The sequence below is a fragment of the Thermotoga caldifontis AZM44c09 genome, assembly GCF_000828655.1.
Classification (GTDB): Bacteria; Thermotogota; Thermotogae; order Thermotogales; family DSM-5069; genus Pseudothermotoga_A; species Pseudothermotoga_A caldifontis.
On the sequence record NZ_AP014509.1, the window covers coordinates 1,301,929 to 1,325,857 of the forward strand.

Consider the following 23,929-nt stretch of genomic DNA (forward strand, 5'->3'; position numbering starts at 1 on the left):
GTGAGGGTGAAGGCACCGGGGCGTGTGAACATCATAGGAGAACACACCGATTACAACGATGGGTTCGTGCTCCCGTTCGCGATCGACAGGTACGTCGAGGTTGAAGTGAGAGCTTCGAAAGATTTTTCACTCACTTCGAAGCTGTTTGGACAAACCATAAAAGTCGAAAAGAACGAAAAGCGTGGAGACTGGACGGATTACGTCATGGGAGTCGTGTGGGCACTGGAGGAAGCCGGATACAAGGTTGAACCGTTCGAGATGACGATAGACTCAACCTTACCCACGGGAGCGGGCCTTTCCAGTTCTGCCGCGCTGGAAGTCGCCAGTGCGGTTGCGATAATGAAGCTGATGAATCACTCCATAGACCCAAGAGAATTGGTGCAGATCTGTGTCAGGGCGGAAAGGGAATTCGTTGGCGTCCGTTGCGGTATCATGGACCAGTTCACAGCAGTGTTCGCAAAGAAAGATCACGCGATTCTGCTCGACACGATGACGATGAATTACGAGTACGTGCCGCTGAACTTGAACAACTGCGAATTCGTTCTCATCGATTCGAATGTGAAACACGAACTCTCGTCGTCTGAATACAACAGAAGAAGGATGGAATGTGAAACGATCCTGAAGAAGCTCAACAAGCGCTCTTTCAGGGAAATATCTGAAAAAGACATCTCTGTACTCGAACCGACGCTGCGGAAACGTGCAAAGCATGTGCTCGGCGAGAACCAGAGAGTTCTGAAGATGGTGGAAGCGCTGCGGAAGAACAATCTCTTCCTTGCGGGATGCTTCCTCTACGAATCGCACGCGAGCCTCAGAGATCTTTACGAAGTTTCGTGCGATGAGATAGATTTCATCGTGGGCTTTTTGAAAGGCAGGACAGGCGTGCTTGGCGCCAGGATCGTGGGAGGAGGCTTTGGAGGAAGCGTGCTCGCCCTCGTGAGGAAGAACATCTCACAGTTGAACTTCGAGGAACTGGACAGAGAATACAGAAAGCTCTACGGCAGGAGCATCAGAGTTCTACATGTGAACAGCGACGACGGGGTTCTGTTCTCCCAGCTCATATCTCCTGTATCCTCGAGTGGGATTTGACACGTGTTCTGGCGTAGATGACCAGCACGATCAGAGTCAGAATGAACGGAATCATGTTCGTGATCTCGGATGGTATCCTGAGCGATTGCAGGGTGAAGCCTGTGGCTTCAGCGATTCCGAAAAGCAGTGCTCCGAGCGCGCCGAGGATCGCAGATTTACCTCCCAGAGCCTGAGCCGCGAGGGCTATGAAACCCCTTCCATTGGTCATATCCCTCGCGAACCACGATACGTAACCCATCGACAGGAAAACCCCAGCCAGGCCCGCGAACAGACCGCTGAGAACGAGAGAAAGGTATCTTATGCGCAACACGGAGACTCCTACGGACGTTGCCGCATCGGGATTTTCACCCACCGCCCTCATGCGCATGCCCAGGGGGGTTTTTCTGATCAGATAATCCACAACGAAGACCGAGATCAGAGCGATGTAAGTCAGCGCGTTATGATTGTTCAGAACCTTTCCCAAAAAAGGTACGTTTCTCAGAAGGGGTATGTCGAGCCTCGGGATGGGCTGAGCGCCCAGGGACGCAGAAGTACCTTTCTCCCCTGTTAGTGCAAAGAGCATGAACACGGTGAAACCCGAGGCGAACAGGTTCAACGCGACTCCCGCGATCACCAGATTCACCCTGAGTTTCAGATGAGAGAACGCCAGCAACAATGCCATCGCCACGGCACTCGCAACTCCGGCGAGCAAACCCACCCAGGGATTCTTCGCGAACGCTCCGATCACGTTGCCCCAGAAGGCTGCCATGAGCATCATGCCTTCGATGCCTATGTTTATTGAACCGGCCACAGAACTGACCAGCGCAGCCATGACCGCGAAGAGCAAAGGAGTTGAAACTCTGAGAACGCTGTACCAGAACGCGGGATCGGCGAAGTTGAGGGCAAAATTACTCATTCTTCATCGCCTCTCTCTCGATCAGTTTCTTCTTGAATCTGTCGAGTAGAGCCTCGGCAGTTATGAGCAAGATCATGACACTCTGTATCACCACGACAACTTCAGGTGCGAGTCCCGTCATCCTGCTCATGATGTTCGCTCCGACTCTCAGATAGGCTATGAACAGTGCGCTCGGTATGACCAGAAAAGGATTGTTCCTCGCCAGAATGGCCACGATTATCCCATCGAAACCGTAACCTGGCAAAGACTGCCAGACGAACCTTCGATACATGGCGGCGAGCTCTACACCGCCCGCGAGCCCTGCCAGCGCACCTGCGAGCAACTGCACCCAGAACACCGTAAGACCCACGTTGATACCGCTGTAAAAACCGAACTTCTTGTTTGCGCCGACCACGCGTACCTGATAGCCGTACTTGGTGAAGTACAGCAGAAAGCCTATCAGAATGGCTGCAGAAACGGCTATGAAGAACCCGCTGTTCAGTCTGTAACGCGTCAGCGTGGCGAGCCACGCGGTTTGGGGGAAGCGGTACGAAACCAGGGCACCCGCTGCCTTATCCCTGAAATAGTTGTTGACCAGGAACAGAACGAGCAAATAGGCGATGTAGTTCATCATCAACGAAGAAACGAGTTCGCTCGCCTTCCATCTGACCTTCAGGAACGCCGGGACGAAAGCCCAGGCGGCACCGAACACCGCCGCTGCAAAGAGTGTGACGATCAAATGCACCAACTGGATCTGGGGAAACTTCAACGCTACGAGCATCGCACCGAAACCACCGAAGAACAGACATCCTTCCGCACCGATGTTGAAAACCTGGGCCTGGAAAACGAGAGAGAGCGCCAGACCCGTCAGCATGATGGGAACCGAGCTGTTCAGGAACTCCACAAACCTTCTCTGGTTGGACAATGGCCCGTAGAGAAACCATTTGAGCGCCTCAGACACGTTCTTGGTGCTGAAGAGGAGGAAGATGTAACCTATCAAAAGAGCAATGAGGATCGTTATGATCATTCTCGATATCTCCAGAAATGCGAGGGATTTCTTCATACGTTCAGCAACTCCTTCAGTTCCTCATCACTCTGGCGTTTCGTTCCGAGCATGTAGAATCCCAGCTCGGTTTCATTGAGGTTCTCGTTTCGCAGATGGGCAACGATCTCGCCCTTGTACAAAACCAGTATCCTGTCTGAAATCTGTAGAACTTCCTGAAGATCTGTTGAAATCAGAAGAACTCCTTTTCCACTGTCCCTCATCTGCAACAGTTTCTTCCTGATGAACTCGCTCGAAGCGACGTCTATTCCGTGTGTAGGTTGATTGGCTATAACTATCCTTGGTGCGTTCGTCAGCTCCCTGGCCACGACAACTTTCTGCATGTTTCCACCAGAAAGCATTCTCATGAGTGTTGTGGGGGATCTCACCTTCACCGAGTATTCCGCGATGAGCTTCTGTGCGAATTCGATGACATTCTTTTTCCTGTAAACGATCCTGCCGCTGAACGGCGGCCGATCGTATCTATCTGACACCATATTTTCTGCCACACTCATGCTCAGCGCACTCCCCACTTCTATTCGGTCCTCCGGGATGTGCGAAATCCCGAGTCTTCGGAGTTCCCACGGCCTGAGCCCGAGTACGTTCTTACCATCGACGAGTACCTCACCCGAAGCCCTCTCGCGCAGTCCTGTGAGGATCTCTACCAGTTCCTTCTGACCGTTCCCTTCGAGTCCAGCGATCGCCAAGATCTCACCGGCCCTGAGAACGAAGGAAACGTTTTTCAACACGTGTGCCCTGTCTTCCCTGAAGTAATTGAGATTTCTCACCACCAGGAGGGGTTCTCCCACCACGTGTTCCGATTTGCTGATATCGTATTCGAACTTCCTACCGATCATCAACTCGACGATCTGAGACTCTGTCAGTTCTTCATTTTTGAACGTGCCCACGACGCGTCCTTCCCGCATGATCGTTATCCTGTCCGCGATCTGCTTGACCTCGTTCAACTTGTGGGTGATGAAGATGATGGTGATACCTTGTTTCGAGAGATTTCTCAACACGGCGAAGAGTTCGTTCACTTCCTGTGGTGTCAGCACCGAGGATGGCTCGTCCAGAATGAGTATCTTGGCGCCACGTATCAGCGCTTTCATGATTTCTACTCTCTGTTTCACACCCACAGGAAGGTCCATGACCTTCTCCCAGATGGGAAGTTCGAAGTTCATCTTCTTGGCGTACTCAGTTATGGTCTGTTCCATTCGTTTGAAATCGAGTGAAAAAAGTCCTTTCCTCGGTTCGATGCCGAGCATGATGTTTTCTGCGACCGTGAAGGAAGGAACGAGCATGAAATGTTGATGCACCATCCCAACACCGAGCGCGATCGCATCGTGTGGGGAGTTGAGCTGAACGGGTTTCCCGAAGATCCTGATCTCTCCGCTCGTCGGTTTCTCCATACCGAAGAGTATCTTCATGAGAGTTGTCTTTCCCGCACCGTTCTCACCAACGACCGCATGTATTTCGCCAACTTCGACGGAGAAATTCACATTCCTGTTCGCAACCACGCCGTTTGGATAAACCTTCGTCACGTTGATCGTCTCAACTGCTTTCATGTGTATACCTCCAGAAAGTGGGAGCCTCGACGGCTCCCACCTGGATCACGGCCTCACACTCGCTCTCAGTTTGTTGAGCTCTTCCTGAGACATTCCGAACACTGTACTGACCTTGATCTCACCCTTGAGGATCTTCTGCTCGATCTCTTTTATCTTCGCACGTATCTGTTCGGGCACCAGCTCCCTGTAGTACTTGTTGTCAGCAACTCCTACACCGCCCTCCGCGATCCCGAGTGCTTCAGCCTGACCGTATTTGAGTTTGCCTTCCAGGTGCAGTTTCAAACCGCGGAAGATGGATATGTCCACGTTCTTCATCATGGAAGTGACGATTCTTTTCGCGATCTCTATGTCTATGTCTTCGTAGATGAGCGCCTGGTCGGAATCGACACCTATGGCCCATCTGTCCGCTTCCTTCGCGGCTTCGAGCAGACCAACTCCGGTGTTGCCAGCCACGTTGAAGATGATGTCGGCGCCCTGCCTGTACATAGCAAGGCTCAGTTCTTTACCTTTCGCTGGATCGTTGAAGCTGCCGACGTAGGAAATGAGAACCTTGATGTTCGGATTGATGTACTTCGCACCTTCGATGTAACCAACCAGGAAGTCGTTGATGACGGGAATGTCCATTCCTCCGAGGAAGCCGATGATCGGTTCTGGGTTGGTTTTCGGCATTCCGGACGTGGTGATCAGCGCCGCGAGGGCTCCAACGAGGAACGAGCCTTCATTCTGCTTGTAGAGTATAGAGTAGACGTTCTTGAGTCCTGGCTTGCTGTAATCGACGCTCGTGTCGAAGATGAAGTACTTTTTCTCAGGATGCATGGGAGCGATTTCTTCAAGTATTTCTTGCATCTGCCAGGTACCGACGATGATTATGTCGTAATCCTGATCCGACAGATCTTCCAGATACGGTCTCCAGCGTTCCTGTTGATAGCCACATTCGATTATCTTTGCGTCGATTCCGAGTTCTTTGATCGCCATCTGGATACCTCTACCCGCAGAGTCGAAGAAAGACTTGTCACCCAGTGTACCGTTGATGAGGAGCGCAACCTTCAACGGTTTGGCGAAGCTCAACGCGACAGCGGCCACCAGAAGGATCACCAGAAACCTCTTCATCAAACAACACCTCCCTCTATAAGGATTTCAATGGCTTTCACAGCGATCTGGATCGATTTCTCTAAGCCTTCTTCGAACTTCGGACCTGCCTGGATGTAACCATCTTCCGACAGTTCTTCCCTCACCGTGAGTACGGCCCCCGTCTTCAATCCCTTTATCCTGCCCACCACGTAGAGCGCTCCGATCTCCATCTCGACCGCCAAGACTCCGGCCTTAGCCAGAAGTTTTTCCATGTGGGAGTGTCTTTCGGGATCGAAATTCCTGCCGTAATAAGAATCGGTCGAAGCCACGATGCCCACGTGGTAGCGGTTCTTCACCTGCTCGGCCGCTCGAACCAGAGCGTTGATCACCTGATAGTCCGCGATCGCAGGATACTCTGGCATGATGTACTGCGCCGTGGTGCCGTCGAGTCGAACCGCCCCAGTGACGATGACGCTGTCACCGAGCTTGAGATCTTTCTGAAAAGCTCCGGTCGTACCGACGCGTATCACCACCTTCGCGTTGGTCGTGGCCAGCTCTTCTATTCCTATCGCCATGGCGGGTGCACCCATACCTGTGGACATCACGCTCACTTTTTTACCCTTCAGATAACCCGTGTAGGTGAGATACTCTCTGTTCTCACCAACTTTCCGTGCATCTTCGAAGTACTTCGCAACGCGTTCGACCCTTCCTCTGTCTCCCACGACGATCACGTATTCTCCAACATCTTCAGGATTCACCCTTATGTGGTACCTCGGATCGACCACACTCACCTACCTCCTTCCAGCGAACGTAGTTGCTCGAAAAAGATCTGGAAGAATTTCTCTCTATCAACCTTCAACAACACCTTTGCATTCGCACGTTTTCCCGTCGTTCGCCACACGTCCACCACAGTCTGTCCGTAAGTGAGTTCGCCTTTCGTCTCTACATCCACGTAGTAATCTCGCGACTCGAAGATCTCAGGATGCAACAGGTACATGATCGTGCACGGATCGTGCAGGATCGCACCATCGATGTTGAACACCCTTTTGTAGGTAGACTTGAAGAACATCAAAAGATCGGCCATGATCTGAAACCTTTCTCCAAGACCTCGCAGCGCATCGGCCTCTCTTTCGGTCGCGATCACCTGATGGGTCAGATCGAGCGGAACCATCACTATGGGAACGCCGGAACTGAAAACGATCCTTGCGGCCTCAGGATCGGCAAAGATGTTGAACTCCGCCACGGGCGTGACGTTCCCAAACGCGATGCCCCCTCCCATCAGCACGATGAGAGATATCCTGCTTCTGAGCTCCGGGTATCTCAACATGAAGAGGGCGATGTTGGTGAGTGGACCTGTTGGGACCAGTACGACGTCTTCGTACTTCTGGAGCGTCTGTGCAATGAAATCGACGGCGTGGATCTTTTCAATTTTCCTCTTGGGCGGAGGCAACGTGGCACCGTCGAGGCCAGATTTGCCATGTATCTGCGGTGCAATGACAACGTCTCTGAGCAGTGGCCTTGCACAACCGGGAAAAACGGGTACGTCCAGATCGAAAAGGTCCATCACCTTTCTGGCGTTGATCGTCGTATTTTCGAGGTAGGAGTTTCCCACAACCGTGGTGACTCCGAGCAGTTCGATTCGCTTCGAAGCCGCCGCGAGCAATATCGCGAACGCATCGTCGTGTCCTGGATCACAGTCGAGGATGACTCTCAATTTTTTTCACCCCTTCTTTGATTGACGATGTGCCACAGAATCGCTATCAAAATGTTACCATAGAAGGTGTACATGACAAAAGATGTCTCCGTGGAGGGGTGCAGATGAAATTTTCCCAGTTTCCCTACGTGAGGCCAAATGTGGAGACTTTGAGGAACCAGTTTGAACAATCACTCACATCACTCAAGGAGGCTGAAAATGTACCAGGAGCGATCGAGGCAATAAAAGAAATAAACAGCCTGCGAAACAGTTTTCACACGGCTATGTCCATCGCGTACATTCGTTACTGCATGAACACGCGGGACGAATTCTACGCGCAGGAAAGAAGTTTCTACGATTCGGTGTTGCCACACGTCGAGGCGTTACAGGTTCGTTTTTACGAGGCATTGTTGGGATCGAGATTCAAAGAGGATCTGGTAAAAGTCTTCGGTGAGCAACTCTTCAGAATCGCCGAGATGACCTTGAAGACGTTCAAACCCGAGATCCTGCAAGATCTCGAGCAGGAAAACAAGCTGTCTACGAGCTACGCGAGCTTGGTGTCCTCGGCCCAGATCGACTTCGATGGTCGAAAATTGACACTCTCGCAGCTGAGGGCCTACGAACTCTCACCGGACAGGAATACCAGAAAACGCGCCAGTGAGGCCAGATACCAATTCTTCGCGCAGCATCAAAAAGAACTCGACGAGTTGTATGACCAGCTTGTGAAGGTTAGACACGAGATCGCGAGGAAGCTCGGTTTTCGATCTTTCGTGCCGGTGGCTTATTTGAGGATGAAGAGATCGGATTACACACCCCAGGATGTGGAACGATTGAGAAAAGCCGTGCAGACGAAGGTCGTGCCGTTGATCCAGAAACTCAGGGAAAAGCAGAGGACGATGCTCGCAGTAGACAGACTCAAATATTACGACAGACCGATACTTTTGAAGGAAGGCAATCCTCGTCCCAATGGAGATCGAAAAGAATTGGTCGAGGCGGCGAGAACGATGTACGAGCAGATGTCGAACGAAACGGGGGAATTCTTCAACTTCATGTTGGAGAACGAACTCATGGATCTGGACAGCAGGGAAGGGAAATATCCTGGAGGCTTCTGCGATTTCATACCCGACCACAGATCGCCTTTCATCTTCGCGAACTTCAACGGGACTTCCCACGATGTGGAGGTGCTCACACACGAAGCTGGTCACGCCTTCCAGGTGTACAGGAGCCGGAACTTCGAGGTACCGGAATACTACTGGCCAACTGCGGAAGCTTGCGAAATCCATTCCATGGGTATGGAATTCCTCGCCTGGCCGTGGCTGGAACTTTTCTACAGAGACGAATCTGAACGCGCAAAATTGGTCCACGCCTGGTCCGCTCTGAACTTCATAGCGTACGGTGTGAGCATTGACGAATTCCAGCACGTGGTTTACGAGCGTCCGGAACTCAGCGCTGAAGAGAGGAGAAAAATCTGGAGGCAGATAGAGAGAAAATACATGCCGGAGATAGATTACGATGGAAACGCGTATCTGGAGAACGGCGGTTTCTGGCAGCAGCAGATGCACGTGTACGAGAGCCCATTCTATTACATCGATTACGTGATCGCCCAGTTCTGTGCGATCCAGTTCTTGCAGAAGAGTCTTGAAGACCGAAACAAAGCTCTACAGAGTTACATCAAGCTCTGCGACCTTGGAGGAAGTCTGTCGTTCCAGTCCCTGCTGAAAACCGTGGGTCTGGGTTCACCCTTCGAAGAGCGAGTTGTCGAATCCACAGCAATGTGGCTCTACGAGTTCGTGGAAGGACAGATCAACAGATTGAACAGTTCTTCGTAAGAAGTCGCTCTCTTGTCCTGAAAGTTCTGATGAGTCGAACTCAGATCGATCAGTATGAAATCCGTTCCGGCGTTCTTCGCCGCGAGGTAATCGACCACTGGATCATCACCCACGTACACAGACTTATTCAGCGCCACACCACTCCTGCTCGCGGCCAGGTGAAACATCGCCGGATCGGGCTTTGGTTTGCCACAAGATTCAGAGGTTATCATGAACTCGATGAATCGGTCAAGTTTCAGAATGCTCGCCCTTCTTTCCTGAACCATCTGAACACCGTTGGTGAGCACAGCCATCCTCGTGCCGGTCGCCTTCAACCTTTCCAGAAACTGTTCTGCACCGGGCATGAAGTAGGCACACTTGGACAGTTGCTGCAAGTAACGTTCTGCTATTTCGTTCGCTTCGATTCCTGCACAGCCCAGATGTGATAAAAATTCCTCGAATCTGGCGATCACGATCCTTTCTTTTGGCGCTTTTCCTTCCGAAAAGAATCGCCACCACTTTTGGTTGATTTCAATGTAAGCTTGTATCTGTTCATCGTTCAGGATCACGCCGTATTCTGCAAAAACAGTGCTCAGAGCTTCCCTCTCAGCCCTCGCGAAATCCAGCAACGTGCCATCGAGATCGAAGTAGACCATTTCGTACCTCATACGCGGAATCCCTCGACCTGTCTTTCCTCCAGAAAGTTCAGAACTTCCTCGAGCGATGGGATGGAACTCTGTGCACCCATCCTGGTGACGCTTATTGCCGCCGCAGCGCTGGCAAAAATCAAAGATTTATGCACATCTTTGCTCCTTTCAAACCAGACAGCGAAGGCCGCGTTGAAGACATCCCCGGCAGCGGTACTGTCGACCGCGTTGACTCTGAAGGCTTCAAGCTCGAATCTGCCAAGCTTTCCGGCGAAGAGACAGCCCTTTTCGCCACGCTTGAGCAAGACGTTGGCGCAGCCTTTCTCCATCAGTTTATGAACGGCCGTTTCACCGTACTCTCCGGTGAGCTGGTGAGCCTCTTCTTCGTTCGGTGTGATGATGTCGACGTAAGGATAGATCTTCTCTTCAACACCCATGGCCGGTGCGGGATCGAAGATGACAAGCTTTCCGGCCTCCTTGAACTGCTTCGCCACTTCGAAGTTGACTTCGAAAGGTATTTCGTTCTGAAGCAGGACCATGTCTGCCTTCAACAGTCCGTCGAGGTGACGTTTCACCAGCTCAACGCTCATCGTTCCGTTAGCTCCTGGAAAGATGATGATCCTGTTCTGACCGTCACGGGTGACCTCGATCATGGCAAAACCGTTCGGTTCTTCAACACGCACGAGGCCATCTTTCAATCCGGCCTTCGTCAAACTCGAATACGAAAATTCACCGTTGCCGTCGCTGCCGATGCAGGTGAGAAAGTACACCTCGGCCCTGAGTTTTTTGCACGCTACGGCCTGGTTTGCCCCCTTCCCTCCCGGGAAACGTTCGTAAGAGAGACACTTCTGAGTTTCCCCGGGGCGTGTGAAGTGATCAACCAACAGCACAAGGTCCACGTTGTTGCTTCCCACGACCGCGATCATGACCTTCATCCCTCCCGAAGAGGTCTTTTGGTTACAATTCCTTCTTTCTGTAGTTTAATTGTACCGGGTATGGTGCACGAAATTCTGGTGCGGAAATTGATAAGCCAGACGAAAATCCCCATAGCGAGGTACGTTGTCAACCCCTACATCGGTTGTGGACACGGTTGCAAATACTGCTACGCACAGTTCATAGGCCCGTTCAAAAACATGAACGGGATCTGGGGAAGGGACGTTTACGTGAAACTCAACGCGGTCGAAGTGTTCGAAAGAGAACTTTACCGGGCCAGGGGAACGATACTCTTTTCGAGCGTGTGCGATCCGTACCAGCCCGTCGAAAGAAAGTACCAGATCACGCGAAAGTTGCTCGAGATCGCGCTGAACCATTACAGAACCGTCCACGTTCTGACCAAATCCAGCCTCGTTCTGAGAGACCTTGACATTCTCAAGAACAAGGCTGTTAGTGTCACGATCACGATAACGACGGACGACGATCGTGTGAGGAAGGTTCTTGAACCGGGTGCTTCGTCGATAGAGGAAAGGATCGAGACCGTGAAGAAGCTGAAGGAAGCCGGTGTTGATGTCTCCGTCTTCGCTGGACCCATCTTGCCGATGAACCCGGAAAAGCTGGCCGGCAAACTGGCGAAGTTCGTCGACAAAATCTCCTTCGACAGGATGAATTATCCCTGGTTCGTGGAACAGATATACCGCAAATACGGCTGGAGTGAGTGGCTGATTGAGGATAAAGTCAGCGAAGTCGTGGAAGTTTTCAGAAAGTTTTTCGACGTGGAATGATCCGATCATATCGCCGATCTGGTCAGTACGTTTTCGATGAGGCCGCCGTCATGGGAGTTCTGCCGTCCGTTGTGGCGTTCCTGATCGGGCAGAGGTATCTAATAAAAGGCATTACGCTGACGGGTTTGAAGGCCTAAACCAGCCCGATGTCCTTTCGAAAGTGCATACCATCGAAATGGATCTTCTCGATCTGTGAATAAACTTTTCTTCTCGCTTCCTCGTACGTTTTGCCAGTCGCACAGACGTTGAGAACTCTACCACCGCTGGTGACGAACTTGCCATCCTGTTTCTTCGTTCCTGCATGGAAGATCAGCACACCTTGTGTTGAATCCAGACCGTCTATGGCGAAACCGATTCTGTATTCGCCAGGATAACCACCGCTCGCGAGTACTACGCAGACGCTTTTCTCATCGTGCCATGAAAGGGATAATTTCGATAGACTTCCTTCGATGGCGGCGAGGCATACTTCGGTGAGGTTGGTTCGCATCAGCGGCAGAACCGCCTGAGTTTCTGGATCACCGAATCTGCAGTTGAACTCCAGCACTCTTGGACCGTCTCTCGTGATCATCAGTCCCAGATAGAGAACGCCTTTGTAAACTATACTTTCCTTTTCGAAAGCTACGAGAAGTTTGTCCAGCATCTCCTTCTTAACGATCCGCCACAGCTCTTCACTGTAGTGTGGTGCCGGGGCGATCGATCCCATTCCGCCCGTGTTCGGTCCCCTATCACCGTCGTGGGCTTTCTTGTAGTCCATGGCGCTCAGCAAAGGAACAAACGTTCGACCATCACTGAGAACCATCAAACTCATTTCCTTGCCCTCGAGGAACTCTTCGATCACGATCTTCTCGCCCGACTGGCCAAAGATCTTCTTCCTCATCAAAAGATCGATGACTGCAAAGCCGTCTTCGCGGTCCTTAACAACGTAGCTACCCTTACCCTGGGCCAGACCATCGGCTTTTATCACCACTGGAAATTCACAGCGTTCGAGGTATCTCTCCGCATGGTTGGGATCGTCGAACCATCTGAACCGTGCCGTGGGTATGTCGTATCTGTCCATGAGCATTTTGGCAAAGACCTTGCTGCTCTCCAGTCGTGCCGCCACTGCGTTCGGTCCGAAGATTTTCAAACCGCGAGCTTCAAACGCATCGACGATTCCCTGAGCCAGGTACGCTTCCGGCCCAACGATGGTCAGATCGATTCTCCGTTCCGACGCGAATTCGACCAGCTCATCGATTGTGTGTGCATTGTAACACACGGCGTCTTCGCTTATGCCACCGTTGCCAGGTGCGCAGTAAACTTCAATCTTCTCCTGCTCAAGTTTCCACACCAGGGCGTGTTCACGACCACCAGAACCGACAACGAGCGTTCTCATTTCGACCACCTCAATGCCGGAAGTGACGTACACCTGTGAAGATCATGGCCATGTTGTATCTCTTTGCGGTCTCGATCACTTCCTGGTCTCTCACGGATCCTCCAGGTTGGATTATCGCTGTGACGCCGGCTTTTCCTGCAAGCTCGACGGCATCAGGAAATGGAAAGAAGGCGTCGGAAGCTAACACTGCACCTTTCGCTTTCTCGCCAGCTTGTCTGATGCAATGCTCTGTTGGCCACAGCCTGTTGGGCTGACCTGCTCCGATGGCGAGTGTCGCAGAATCTTTCGCCAGTACGATCGCGTTGGATTTGACATGCTTCACCACTTTCCAAGCGAAGATCAGATCCTTCAGTTCCGCTTCACTGGGTTGACGTTCGCTCACGACTTTAAGCTCCTCGAATTCGATGACGTCGGGCGTTTGAACGAGCAGGCCACCGGAGATCTTTCTCAGGTCCCACGCTCCTGCCGTTCGATTCAGATCGATTTGTAGCAAGCGCAAGTTCTTCTTTTTTCTCAATATTTCCAGCGCCTCATCGCTGAACGCCGGTGCCAGGATAATTTCAAGGAATATTTCAGACAGTTTTCGAGCAGTTTGGCCGTCAACCGGACGGTTGAATCCGACGATGCCTCCGAAGATGGAGATTGGATCGGCATCGCGAGCTTTTTCGAACGCTTCAATAACCGATTGCGCACAGGCAACCGCACATGGGTTGGTGTGCTTCACCACGACGCAGCAGGGTTCTTCGAACTCTTTCAGGATCGAAAGGGCCGCCTCCGCATCGAGGTAATTGTTGAAGGAAAGTTCTTTACCGTGTAACTGCCTCGCTTCGACTATGCCTCGTGGGACCAACTCTCTGTAGAGCGCAGCGTGCTGGTGAGGATTCTCACCGTAACGCAGTTCACAAACCCTTTCATAGGAGAGGACGAAGTACTTCGGGAAAAGTTCGCCAACAATTCGTGAAAAGTACTGAGCGATCACGGCATCGTACCAGGCACTGTACTGAAACGCCTTCGCCGCGAGCCTGATCCTGTCATTGATCGAGAGAGAGTGCGTTTTGATTTTTTGAACGACCCATTCGTAATCAGACACGTCACAGAGTGCGACGACGTGCTTGAAATTCTTTGCCGCGGCACGCAGCATGGCTGGTCCCCCGATGTCGATGAATTCGACGAGTTCATCGATATCTTTCTCACTGTGGATCGCATTAGCGAAGGGATAAAAGTTCACGATCACCACATCGATCGGCTCGATACCGAGTTCTGCAAGTTCTTTCATCTGCATTGGATCATCGCGGTTTGCGAGGATCGCCGCGTGGATGTACGGGTGCAGACTCTTCACCCTGCCACCCAGCAACCGATCGAAGGATGTTACCGTCGATGTGGGTACAACTTCCACACCGTTTCTGGAAAGAAATTCGGCGGTTCCCCCTGTGCTCATCAACGTGTAGCCTGCTTTTGAAAGTTCACGAGCGACATCCAAGACGCCGGTCTTGTCCCACACAGAAATCAGAGCCTTAGGCATGATCTTCCCTCCTGACGATCACTCTCCTGCCGACTATCTGCAACCTATCTTCGATGATCAATCTGATCGCTTCGGCCAACAGCTCGTGTTCAATGGTCCTGACTCTCTCCGCCAACGTTTCGGGTGTGTCGTCGTCTCTGACCTCGATCGCTTTCTGCAGTATGATCGGCCCCCCATCGACGCTCTCATCGACGAAGTGAACCGTGGCCCCGGTAACCTTGACACCGTAGCGAAGGACGGATTCGTGAACCTTCATCCCGTAATAGCCCGGTCCGCAGAAAGAAGGAATCAAAGAAGGATGGACGTTTATGATTCTCCACCTGAACACACTCACGAAGTGCGGCGACAGGATGTTCAAAAAGCCAGCGAGAACCACGAGATCGACCCCGTGGGCTTTGAGGATCTCGATCATCTTCTCCTCGTACTCGATCTGGTTTCCATAATCTTTTCTCCTGACGATGTAGGTGGGTATCCCGTAAGCCCTCGCTTTCTCTATGGCCGGTGCCTTTTCCCTGCTGCTTATCACGACTGAAACGGAGGCGGGCAACGTTCCGTTCAAACACTTCTCGGCGATCGAAGCCATGTTTGTGCCCGTACCGGAGACCAGGATACCCAGCGCGGCCTTCCTCAAAGCACGATCCTCCTCTCACCTTTCCTGATTTCACCCAAGATCCAAGCCTTTTCGCCGTTGCTGGTCAGACTGGTCACGATTCTGTCCACCGCGTCCTTCGCCACGACCAGCACAAAACCGATGCCCATGTTGAAGGTGCGAAACATCTCCTCATCGTCGATGCCTCCAAGTCTCTGGATCAATTTGAATATCGATGGAACCTGCCATGCGTTCCTGTCGATACGAGCTTCCAGACCTTCAGGCAGTACCCTCGGGAGGTTTCCGAGAAGACCTCCGCCGGTGATGTGTGCCATCGCGTGGATCGAATCATCGAGAATCTTCAGCACACTCTTCACGTAAATTCTCGTTGGAGTGAGCATCTCCTCACCGAGAGTTTTTCCCAGCTCGTCCACGTAAGCATCTATCGCGTAATGGTTGAGCAGGATCTTTCGAGCCAGGGAAAAACCGTTGCTGTGCAGGCCACTGGATGCGAGCCCGATTACGACGTCGCCTTCTTCGACCCTTGACCCATCCACGATTCGGTCTCTATCGACTATGCCCACGGCGAAACCGGCCAGATCGTACTCGTTTTCCGCGTAAAAATCTGGCATCTGCGCCGTTTCACCACCGATGAGCGCGCAACCTGCTTCCAGACAACCTTTCACGATCCCTCTGATGATCTGCTCCACGCGCTCGGGATCCAGCTTACCCACTGCCAGATAGTCGAGGAAGAAGAGAGGCCTTGCACCGTGCACCAGAAGATCGTTGACGCACATCGCCACACAATCTATCCCCACCGTATCGTGTTTGTCCATCATGAACGCGATCTTCAACTTGGTTCCCACACCGTCAGCACCCGACACGAGTACGGGTTTGGAATAGCTCGATGGAACTTCGAAGAATCCTGCGAACAGGCCTATCTCGCTCAGAACGTTCGGTGTGTACGTGAGCCTGGCCAGGCGCTTTATTCCCTCAACGCTCTTGTCGGCTGCTTCCAGGTCGACACCGGCTTCTTTGTACGATTTCACGGTTTTCACCCCTTTTCGAACAGATACTTCGTGCAGTAACTCGGAACCTCCACGGGATAATCTCCGTTGAAACACGCGAGGCAGAGCCGTTCAGCGGGAAGATCGACGGCCTTCAGCAAACCTTCCAGGCTGAGATATCCCAAGGAATCCGCGCCGATCAATTCTTCGATCTGTTTCTCTCCGAGGAAGGCGGCAATCAGCTCTCTCCGGTCGGACGTATCCACACCGAAGTAGCAACCGAACCTTATTGGGGGTGATGCGACGCGCACGTGAACCGATCTTGCCCCCGCGGACTTCAACATTTTCACGATCTGTCCCATCGTCGTACCCCTCACGATAGAATCGTCCACGAGTACCACGCGTTTATCTCTGACGAGCTCTTTCAACGCGTTCAGCTTCAACCTGACTCCGAGATTCCTCAGCTTCTGCGAGGGTTCTATGAAGGTCCTACCGATGTATTTGTTTTTGATCAGCCCCATACCGTAGGGTATTCCCGACTGGTTCGAGTAACCTATCGCGGCGACCGTCCCGGAATCGGGCACACCAACAACCACGTCTGCATCCACAGCGTGCTCGATCGCTAAAATCCTGCCAGCCCTCTCACGAGCTTTGTAAACGCTGACGCCTTCCAGAACGCTGTCTGGCCTTGCAAAATAGACGAACTCGAAGATGCAGAAAGCATTCTTTTCTGAGTTCATCGTAAAACTTTCCACACCGTGTTCGCTCACGATGAGAACTTCTCCGGGTTTCACGTCCCTGACGTATTCAGCCCCGACCGCATCGAGCGCGACCGTTTCGGAAGCGATAACGACGCAGTCGTCGAGTTTACCTATGGAGAGTGGGCGAAAACCAAAAGGGTCTCTGACAACGACGAGCTTCGTTCTGTCCATGATGAGCAAGCAGAAAGCACCTTTGAGAACTTCCATCAAGCTACAACATGCCCGGGCGAGGTCCGAGCTGTTTTTCAACAGGAGTTGTGCGATGATCTCGCTGTCCGTGGTTGAACGGAAAGTAAAACCTTTCTCTTCGAGATTTTTCCTGATCTCCTTGGTATTCACGATGTTGCCGTTGTGTGCAACGGCCAGTGTCCGATCTTCATCGGTAACTACCACGGGCTGAGCGTTGTCCAGCGTGTTCGAGCCCGTTGTGGAGTACCTCACATGGCCGATCGCTATGCAACCGTTGAGCTCACTCAGTACCTCTTCGTTGAAGACATCGTTCACGAGTCCCAAGCCCTTGTGGTATTTGATCCGCTTACCATCGCTGACAGCTATGCCTGCACTTTCCTGGCCTCTGTGCTGGAGTGCGATCAGACCGTAATAAACGGTTTTGCCAATGCCTGGATCGAGTCTCGGCGAAAACATGCCGAACAGACCGCACGCTTCTCTCATAGGCTCAGCAACCTTTCCAGTGAACCTTCATAAATTTCCCTCAACTTCCTCACTGGCTGATCGATGATCTTTCTTCCGTTAACCTTGATTGTTAGTTCTCTTCCTCCCACTCTCCCAAGAACCGTGAAGGGAACGTTCTCAGCCTCTGCAAGTTCTGCCAGCTTTTCCAAGTTTTCTTGTGGAAGGCTGACGAGTATGCGCGATTGTTCCTCACCAAAGAGTAGAAAATCTGTGCGAGTCGATGCTTGAATTTCACACTCGGCACCCATGTTTCCAAGGATGCAGGATTCGGCCAGAGCGATCGCTAAACCACCCTCAGAGACATCGTGTGCCGAACTGAGCAAGCCTTTTTTTATAGCAGTCAGGCAACAGCGCTGAACTCTTTTTTCAAGATCCAGATCGATCGTCGGTGCGGGAAGGTCCTCGAGTTTGTGGATCGTTCTGGTGTACTCGCACAGGTGAATGCCCGCTTCGATCGGTCCAAGCAGCACGATGACATCACCCGGTTTTTTGAAACTCGCCGAACATACCTTCGACACGTCCTCGATGAGTCCCACCATTCCGATCACGGGTGTGGGGTGAACCCTGCTGTTTTCGGTTTCGTTGTAAAAACTCACATTCCCACTCACCACGGGTATGTTCAACGACAGCGAGGCGTCACGTATGCCTTCGATGGCGGCTTCGAACTGGTATGCAACCTCTGGTTTTTCAGGATCACCGAAGTTGAGGCAGTCCGTCAGACCCAGAGGTTCGGCGCCTGTAACGATCAAGTTTCTTGCGGCCTCACACACAGCGATTTCGGCACCGACATGGGGATCTGCGAAACAGTAAAACGGGTTGCAGTCCGTGGTCACGGCGATGGCCTTGCTGCTGTCTTTTATTCTCAACACGGCCGCATCGTGTCCGGGCCTCATCACGGTGTCCGTCCCAACCATGTGATCGTACTGCTCGAATACGCAACGTTTGCTGCAGATGTTTGGACTCGCGAGCAATTCGAGAAACACTCGTTCAACATCGCTTGGCACTAACAGATCGAACTGGGTTCGGTAGACTCGTCTGTTTGTGGCAGGTTCGAGTGGGATCGTGGGTACTTCTGTGAGTAGCTTCGCTGGTATTCTGGCGACGACAACCCCATCGTGGACAGCCGTGAACCAACCATCGTCAGTTATTTCGCCAATCTTAGAAATCCTCAAGCCCCACTTTTTGAAGATCTTTTCGACACCGTCTTCTTTCCCTTTCTCGACAATCAGAAGCATTCTTTCCTGAGACTCAGAAAGCAGTATCTCGGCCGCAGACATTCCCTTCTCTCTCACCGGTACGCGGGAAAGGTCTATGAAGATTCCGTTGCCTGACTTCGATGCGATCTCCGAACAGGCAGAAGTCAGACCGGCCGCCCCGAGATCCTGTATCGCCAGCACGGCATCGAGTTTTGCAGCTTCAACGCAAGCTTCTATCAGCAGTTTTTCCATGAAAGGATCGGCTATCTGGACGCATGGTCTTTTGTTTTCACTGTCCTTCGATATCGTTTCCGATGCGAAACTCGCACCACCTATGCCATCGCGGCCGGTGAGCGAACCGGCCAGTAAGACGGACGCACCAGGTCTGACGGACTTCGAAAACTTCAGATGTCTTCGCTCTGCCAGGCCAACGCACATCACATTCACGAGGGGATTCTGTTCGTAACAGGGATGAAAATAGACTTCTCCTCCGACAGTTGGCACACCTATACAGTTGCCGTAAAACGAGATGCCGGAAACAACACCGTTGAAAAGGTACTTCACCCGAGGTTTGCTCGCATCGCCAAATCTCAGTGAGTCGAGCAAAGCGATGGGGCGAGCGCCCATGGCGAGTACGTCTCTCACGATGCCACCAACGCCGGTCGCGGCCCCGTGGAACGGTTCGATCGCCGATGGATGGTTGTGGCTTTCCATCTTGAAGACGACGGCCAGTCCATCACCTATGTCCACAACACCCGCGTTTTCTCCTGGCCCCTGGATCACCCTCGGCCCGCTGGTCGGTAGTCGGCGCAGGGAGTTTTTGGAGTGTTTATAGCTGCAGTGTTCTGACCACATCACGGATATCATGGCCAGCTCCACATCGTTGGGTTCGCGCGACAGTCTTTCTAAAATGGACCAGTACTCTCGTTGAGTCAAACCGGTGTTTTCAATCCGCAACATGCTCTTTCCTCCAAGAAAAATAAGCAATCAGCGATTCGAAGATCTTTCTTCCGTCCGTGTTTCCAAGGATCTCCTCACAGCATCTCTCAGGGTGAGGCATCATGCCGAGGACGTTCCCACGTTCGTTGATTATTCCGGCAACGTTCAGTATCGATCCGTTCGGATTGGCCTCATCGGTCACGTTGCCGTGTTCGTCACAGTACTGGAAAACGATCTGTTCAACTTTCAGTTGATCCCATGGAACGAAATAGCGACCTTCACCGTGCGCGATGGGTAGGCGCAGCACTTCACCGAGTTGAAGTGAGCACGTGAAGGCTGTACGGTTGTTGGTGACCCTCACGTAGACGTCCCTGCAGATGAACTTCAAATTCCTGTTCCTGAGCAGGGCTCCGGGTAAAAGACCGCTCTCGGTGAGTATCTGAAAGCCGTTGCATATACCAAGGACGAACTTTCCAAGTTCCGCTGCACGTCGAACGCTCTCCATGACGGGTGAAAAACGCGCGATCGCACCGGCTCTCAAGTAATCTCCGAAGGAGAAACCCCCTGGAAGGACTATCAAGTCGAATTCGTCCGGGGAAAAAGATTCTTCGTGAAAAACGTAATGGGAATCGAGGCAGAAGACATTCTTCAGAACATGGTACGCGTCACGATCGCAGTTCGAACCAGGAAAAACCACAACCGCACACCTCATGGAACTTCCTCCACATCGAGCAGCTGATAAGTCTCAACGATGGGATTCGCCAGTAACCTGTCACACATCGCACTGACCAAGCTTCTCACGTGGCTCTCATCCTCCGCTTCCATCAGGATCTCGATGAGCTTCCCGAGTCGTACTTCTTTCACGCCGTCGAAACCGAGTTTTTCCAGCGCACCCCTCACCGTGTAACCCTGTGGATCGAACACGCCTTCTTTTGGAAGTATCTGCACTCTCACCCTGTACATCTTTCTCACCCGCAAACGCGCCTGTAGACTTCCCAGTAAGCCTCTTCAACCTTACCGAGGTCGCGTCTGAACCTGTCTTTGTCGAGCTTTTCCAGTGTGCTCGCATCCCAGAAGCGACACGTGTCCGGGGAAATCTCATCGGCGAGTAGAATTTCTCCGTCTCTTCTTCCGAATTCGAGCTTGAAGTCAACCAGGATGAGACTCTTCTCAGCCAGAAAGGATTTGAGAATTTCGTTGATCTTCAGAGCGGTTTCCTCGATGAAGGAAAGTTCATCCTTCGTTGCCAGCCCCAGCGCCAGTGCGTGGTAATGGTTGATCATGGGATCGTGAAGTTCGTCGTTCTTGTAACAGAGTTCGACGATGGGAAGTTTGAGCAAGGTACCTTCCTGAAAGTTGAGTCGTTTACACAAACTACCCGCAGCAACGTTCCTGACGATTACTTCGAGGGGAATTATGCTGACGCGTTTGACGAGCATTTCTCTGTCGTTGAGGATTCGAACGAAGTGGGTTCTGATTCCTTGTTTCTCGAGCAACTCGAAGAAGGCGGCAGACACCTTGTTGTTCACGATACCTTTACCCGGAATGACTCCTTTTTTCTGTCCGTCGAACGCGGTGGCCGTGTCTTTGAACTCGATGATGAGTAAATCTTCGTCCGTGGTCTTGTAAACGCGCTTCGCCTTGCCTTCGTAGATCAAATCAAGTTTTTCCACGCACTTCACTCCTCTTTTTGAAGTTTCAAAGGTTCTCAAAAGATGAATTTCTCGCATCTCTGTGGATGATCTTTGACTACCTCCAAAAAACAAAAATCCGGTAGGCTTGGTCTCTACCGGAAAAAGAAATGAGCCCTTGTAGCCAGGACAGTTTACGGCTGTCCGGTAGAGACCCCCGAGCCATATTCCCGGGGTTATACAAGGGCCTTCCCCTGTGGAAGGGAGTATTCACTTTCCTGTTTTCATTTTACCATCGCACCGAGGAGTTGTGAACGCGACAGATTTTGAAAACGTGTTACGACAATTTGAACTACACCGCCACGTGAACCTTAAGCAACCGCCATTTCGAACAACGCGTAACCTCGATTTCAAACGATCTACCCATTCCCACTCTTATGATTGTTCGTAGGAGGTGGTGGAGTGTTCGAGAAAGTTCTGCAACAGAAAGGTGTACTCGTAAAGGTGCTGGTCGCGCTCAGCTTTTCTGTTCTGACGGGCCTGGCGGCACAGATCAGAATACCTCTCTTTTTCACACCAGTTCCAATCACTGCGCAAACTTTCGTCGTGCTCATCGCGCCGTTCCTCATTGGTCCCTGGGCTGTGCTCAGTCAAGTGATGTACCTGCTTTTGGGTGTCGCTGGCCTTCCTTGGTTCAGCGGTTGGAGAGCGGGTATGAGTGTTCTGCTGGGACCAACAGGTGGCTATTTGATAGGATTCATCATCGCGTCGATGTTCCTCGCAAAGCACAGATCAAAGACTTACTCAGGAAAACTTGTAGCATTGTTGTTGGCGAACTTCTTGATCATACACGGTCTGGGATTGGCCCAGCTGGCACTGTGGTTCTACAGCAAGGGTTCGAGTCCGGACGTCTGGAAACTGCTCACGATGTCTCTGTTCCCGTTCGTTCCGGGAGATCTTTCCAAGATACTCGCAGTTTCTGCGCTCCTTGTCAAGCCGAAGATGAAGAAAGAGTGAACCCCCTTGCGGGGTTCACTCTTCGATGGGTTCAAAGTCTTCCTTTGGAGCTCCACAGACAGGGCATACCCAATCTTCAGGAACATCTTCGAACGGCGTCCCCGGTGCGATATCGCTGTCAGGATCACCCTCCGCAGGATCGTAAACATAACCGCAGATGATACATCTGTACTTCTGCATGACGAAACCTCCCTCAAATGTTGTTCTGCCAATTCACACACTCAAACCTTCCATTTGACTTTCAGCGTCTTGAAATATTCTACCATGCCAGTTTCGAATCGTGTTCACGCTCTCACTCCGTGATGCTGAACGTGACAGCCAGTGCGTGTCAGAGAACGCTCGCTACAGAACCACACCTTGCCAGGATAGACATTTGATGACGTTTTTTCGATGAAGACAGAGTGCGTTTGTTTCTTCGAGTCGATTGTACAATAGCATCTGGAAGATCGACGCCACGTGGGAGCGAACCTGAGTTTCACAGGGAGGATTGTGAGCGGGATGCTGCTCGAGAAAATTGACGATGGATTGTTCAAACCGCATTATGAACGATTTTCTCTGGTGAACCTGGCCAACTTCGTGTTGAAGCATTTCAACGCCCAGCCGATCCATGACCCTTACCCACTCGAACATTTCATCTCTGGCATTTCGGAAGGAATTGAGAAAATCGTCTTCTTTCTCATAGACGCCCTCGGCATGTCGAGCCTTGAAAGGCTCATGAACAGAGAGCGCGTTTTCCACGAGTACGTTGTGATAGAAGCGACGTCTGTGTTCCCGACCACCACTTCCGCAGCCATAACTTCGTTGTTGACGGGTGCAACTCCTGTTGAGCACGGCGTTCTTGGCTACATCCTCTACATACGACAGCTCGGAACGCTTCTGAACATGATAGAGCTTTCTTCTCCCATCGTGGGCAAGGTTACGTCGACGTTGAGCAACAGGGAATTGATGTTCGAAAAGACGATCTTCGAGAGGCTCCTCGAAGTAGGTGTGAAGAGTTTCGTTCTCACTTCGAAAACGATCAGGGGTTCAGGCCTTTCGAATCTCGTGAACGTGGGTGCCTCGGTCAGATCTTACCAGAGTTTTGGAGACATGTTCTCCAAGTTCCGCGAAATCCTGCAGGAAAATGGCCCGTTTTTCGGTTTCGTCTACTGGGGTCTGCTCGATTCGATCGGTCACAAGCTGGGTGTGGATTCAGACGCATTCGAGAGCGAGCTGTACTGGCTGTTGAAGATGCTGATGAGAGAAATTCTACCCGTACTGCCGCACAACACCCTGCTCATCGTACTGGGTGATCACGGTCAGATCTTCACACCGTGGGAGAAAGAAACCTGGTGGTCCTGGAAAGATGAGGTTTCGACTTTCTTCTCGGTCCCACCCGGAGGCGAGATGAGAATGATGCACATTTACACAAACCAGCCGGATGCGGTGGTACAATATTTGAATGAAAAATACAGAGACAGAGCGCTGGTTCTGACCAAAGAGCAAGCGCTGAACGAGAAGCTCTTCGGTGAAGCGGTAGTGGTACCTGGGGCGAGCGTTGAAAGAATCGGCGACGTTGTCCTGATAGCGAGAGAGAATTACTCCTTCTATTTCAAATACACGGGAAAAGAAGAGAGTTTGAAGTCGAAACATGGAAGTTTGACTCAGGAAGAGTTGCTCGTACCGTTGATGATTTTCCGGAGGTGATAGGTTCTTACT

Annotated in this window: 24 protein-coding genes and 1 riboswitch; of the genes, 6 read left to right on the forward strand and 18 right to left on the reverse strand. The window is 51.8% G+C overall.

Annotation, left to right across the window (positions count from 1 at the left end):
• Entirely contained in the window at positions 1–1,086 is a 1,086-nt protein-coding gene (locus tag TSP01S_RS06495) for a galactokinase (RefSeq protein WP_052463637.1), read from the forward strand.
• On the opposite strand, the gene TSP01S_RS06500 is transcribed toward TSP01S_RS06495, so the two are convergent.
• Genes TSP01S_RS06500 through TSP01S_RS06525 form a run of 6 tightly spaced genes read right to left on the reverse strand, consistent with a single transcriptional unit; the run spans position 1,055 to position 7,352 of the window.
• Positions 1,055–1,981 (reverse strand): ABC transporter permease, encoded by a 927-nt coding sequence (locus tag TSP01S_RS06500; RefSeq protein ID WP_041077306.1) that lies wholly within the window; start codon positions 1,979–1,981, stop codon positions 1,055–1,057. The two genes, TSP01S_RS06495 and TSP01S_RS06500, sit on opposite strands and share 32 nt — an antisense overlap.
• A complete protein-coding gene (locus TSP01S_RS06505; protein ID WP_041077307.1) occupies positions 1,974–3,023 on the reverse strand; it encodes an ABC transporter permease in 1,050 nt (349 codons plus the stop codon). Before TSP01S_RS06505 ends, TSP01S_RS06500 begins: the two co-directional genes overlap by 8 nt.
• The gene (locus TSP01S_RS06510) at positions 3,020–4,567 is read right to left on the reverse strand and encodes an ABC transporter ATP-binding protein (protein WP_041077308.1); all 1,548 of its coding nucleotides are present in this window, start codon (positions 4,565–4,567) and stop codon (positions 3,020–3,022) included. Before TSP01S_RS06510 ends, TSP01S_RS06505 begins: the two co-directional genes overlap by 4 nt.
• A 45-nt stretch (positions 4,568–4,612) precedes the next feature.
• On the reverse strand, positions 4,613–5,677 hold the full coding sequence (locus tag TSP01S_RS06515; RefSeq protein WP_041077309.1) for a BMP family lipoprotein: 1,065 nt from the start codon (positions 5,675–5,677) through the stop codon (positions 4,613–4,615).
• Positions 5,677–6,423, reverse strand: coding sequence for a nucleoside phosphorylase (locus TSP01S_RS06520; RefSeq protein WP_041078560.1), 747 nt, complete (start codon positions 6,421–6,423; stop codon positions 5,677–5,679). Before TSP01S_RS06520 ends, TSP01S_RS06515 begins: the two co-directional genes overlap by 1 nt.
• A 2-nt stretch (positions 6,424–6,425) precedes the next feature.
• Positions 6,426–7,352, reverse strand: a complete 927-nt coding sequence (locus tag TSP01S_RS06525) for a nucleoside hydrolase (RefSeq protein ID WP_041077310.1) — start codon at positions 7,350–7,352, stop codon at positions 6,426–6,428.
• 104 nt (positions 7,353–7,456) lie between these two features.
• Between TSP01S_RS06525 and TSP01S_RS06530 the strand changes: the two genes are divergently transcribed.
• Complete coding sequence (locus tag TSP01S_RS06530) at positions 7,457–9,160, forward strand: M3 family oligoendopeptidase (protein ID WP_041077311.1); 1,704 nt, start codon at positions 7,457–7,459, stop codon at positions 9,158–9,160.
• Here the strand turns inward: TSP01S_RS06530 and TSP01S_RS06535 are convergent.
• Positions 9,112–9,807: a YjjG family noncanonical pyrimidine nucleotidase gene (locus TSP01S_RS06535; protein WP_041077312.1), complete on the reverse strand. Its 696-nt coding sequence runs from the start codon at positions 9,805–9,807 to the stop codon at positions 9,112–9,114. The two genes, TSP01S_RS06530 and TSP01S_RS06535, sit on opposite strands and share 49 nt — an antisense overlap.
• Positions 9,804–10,712, reverse strand: coding sequence for a ribokinase (gene rbsK, locus TSP01S_RS06540; protein WP_041078562.1), 909 nt, complete (start codon positions 10,710–10,712; stop codon positions 9,804–9,806). The genes TSP01S_RS06535 and rbsK overlap by 4 nt, the downstream gene beginning before the upstream one ends.
• 87 nt (positions 10,713–10,799) lie before the next feature.
• On the opposite strand from rbsK, the gene TSP01S_RS06545 reads away from it, so the two are divergent.
• Complete coding sequence (locus TSP01S_RS06545; RefSeq protein WP_231848529.1) at positions 10,800–11,504, forward strand: SPL family radical SAM protein; 705 nt, start codon at positions 10,800–10,802, stop codon at positions 11,502–11,504.
• Complete coding sequence (locus TSP01S_RS10310) at positions 11,501–11,641, forward strand: hypothetical protein (RefSeq protein ID WP_171816810.1); 141 nt, start codon at positions 11,501–11,503, stop codon at positions 11,639–11,641. Before TSP01S_RS06545 ends, TSP01S_RS10310 begins: the two co-directional genes overlap by 4 nt.
• Here the strand turns inward: TSP01S_RS10310 and purD are convergent.
• From purD to purC, 9 genes are read right to left on the reverse strand one after another with little or no spacing between them, the layout of a single operon-like run.
• A complete protein-coding gene (purD, locus tag TSP01S_RS06550) occupies positions 11,638–12,876 on the reverse strand; it encodes a phosphoribosylamine--glycine ligase (RefSeq protein WP_041077314.1) in 1,239 nt (412 codons plus the stop codon). The genes TSP01S_RS10310 and purD overlap by 4 nt on opposite strands.
• Before the next feature lie 10 nt (positions 12,877–12,886).
• Positions 12,887–14,398, reverse strand: coding sequence for a bifunctional phosphoribosylaminoimidazolecarboxamide formyltransferase/IMP cyclohydrolase (gene purH, locus TSP01S_RS06555; RefSeq protein WP_041077315.1), 1,512 nt, complete (start codon positions 14,396–14,398; stop codon positions 12,887–12,889).
• Positions 14,391–15,029, reverse strand: coding sequence for a phosphoribosylglycinamide formyltransferase (gene purN / locus TSP01S_RS06560; protein WP_082021668.1), 639 nt, complete (start codon positions 15,027–15,029; stop codon positions 14,391–14,393). Before purN ends, purH begins: the two co-directional genes overlap by 8 nt.
• Positions 15,026–16,036, reverse strand: a complete 1,011-nt coding sequence (purM, locus tag TSP01S_RS06565) for a phosphoribosylformylglycinamidine cyclo-ligase (protein WP_041077316.1) — start codon at positions 16,034–16,036, stop codon at positions 15,026–15,028. Before purM ends, purN begins: the two co-directional genes overlap by 4 nt.
• Positions 16,037–16,041: 5 nt before the next feature.
• Positions 16,042–17,427, reverse strand: a complete 1,386-nt coding sequence (gene purF, locus TSP01S_RS06570; RefSeq protein WP_041077317.1) for an amidophosphoribosyltransferase — start codon at positions 17,425–17,427, stop codon at positions 16,042–16,044.
• Positions 17,424–19,604, reverse strand: coding sequence for a phosphoribosylformylglycinamidine synthase subunit PurL (purL, locus tag TSP01S_RS06575; RefSeq protein WP_041077318.1), 2,181 nt, complete (start codon positions 19,602–19,604; stop codon positions 17,424–17,426). Before purL ends, purF begins: the two co-directional genes overlap by 4 nt.
• Complete coding sequence (purQ, locus tag TSP01S_RS06580) at positions 19,591–20,295, reverse strand: phosphoribosylformylglycinamidine synthase I (RefSeq protein WP_041077319.1); 705 nt, start codon at positions 20,293–20,295, stop codon at positions 19,591–19,593. Before purQ ends, purL begins: the two co-directional genes overlap by 14 nt.
• Complete coding sequence (purS, locus tag TSP01S_RS06585) at positions 20,292–20,546, reverse strand: phosphoribosylformylglycinamidine synthase subunit PurS (RefSeq protein WP_041078566.1); 255 nt, start codon at positions 20,544–20,546, stop codon at positions 20,292–20,294. Before purS ends, purQ begins: the two co-directional genes overlap by 4 nt.
• A 5-nt stretch (positions 20,547–20,551) precedes the next feature.
• Positions 20,552–21,256 (reverse strand): phosphoribosylaminoimidazolesuccinocarboxamide synthase, encoded by a 705-nt coding sequence (gene purC, locus TSP01S_RS06590; protein WP_041077320.1) that lies wholly within the window; start codon positions 21,254–21,256, stop codon positions 20,552–20,554.
• A 119-nt stretch (positions 21,257–21,375) separates the two neighbouring features.
• Positions 21,376–21,478: riboswitch (purine riboswitch) on the reverse strand.
• 198 nt (positions 21,479–21,676) lie between these two features.
• On the opposite strand from purC, the gene TSP01S_RS06595 reads away from it, so the two are divergent.
• Positions 21,677–22,231, forward strand: a complete 555-nt coding sequence (locus TSP01S_RS06595) for a biotin transporter BioY (protein ID WP_052463534.1) — start codon at positions 21,677–21,679, stop codon at positions 22,229–22,231.
• 15 nt (positions 22,232–22,246) lie between these two features.
• On the opposite strand, the gene rd is transcribed toward TSP01S_RS06595, so the two are convergent.
• Entirely contained in the window at positions 22,247–22,411 is a 165-nt protein-coding gene (gene rd, locus TSP01S_RS06600) for a rubredoxin (protein WP_041077322.1), read from the reverse strand.
• 318 nt (positions 22,412–22,729) lie between these two features.
• On the opposite strand from rd, the gene TSP01S_RS06605 reads away from it, so the two are divergent.
• The gene (locus TSP01S_RS06605; RefSeq protein WP_041078568.1) at positions 22,730–23,917 is read left to right on the forward strand and encodes an alkaline phosphatase family protein; all 1,188 of its coding nucleotides are present in this window, start codon (positions 22,730–22,732) and stop codon (positions 23,915–23,917) included.
• Positions 23,918–23,929 lie beyond the last annotated feature (12 nt).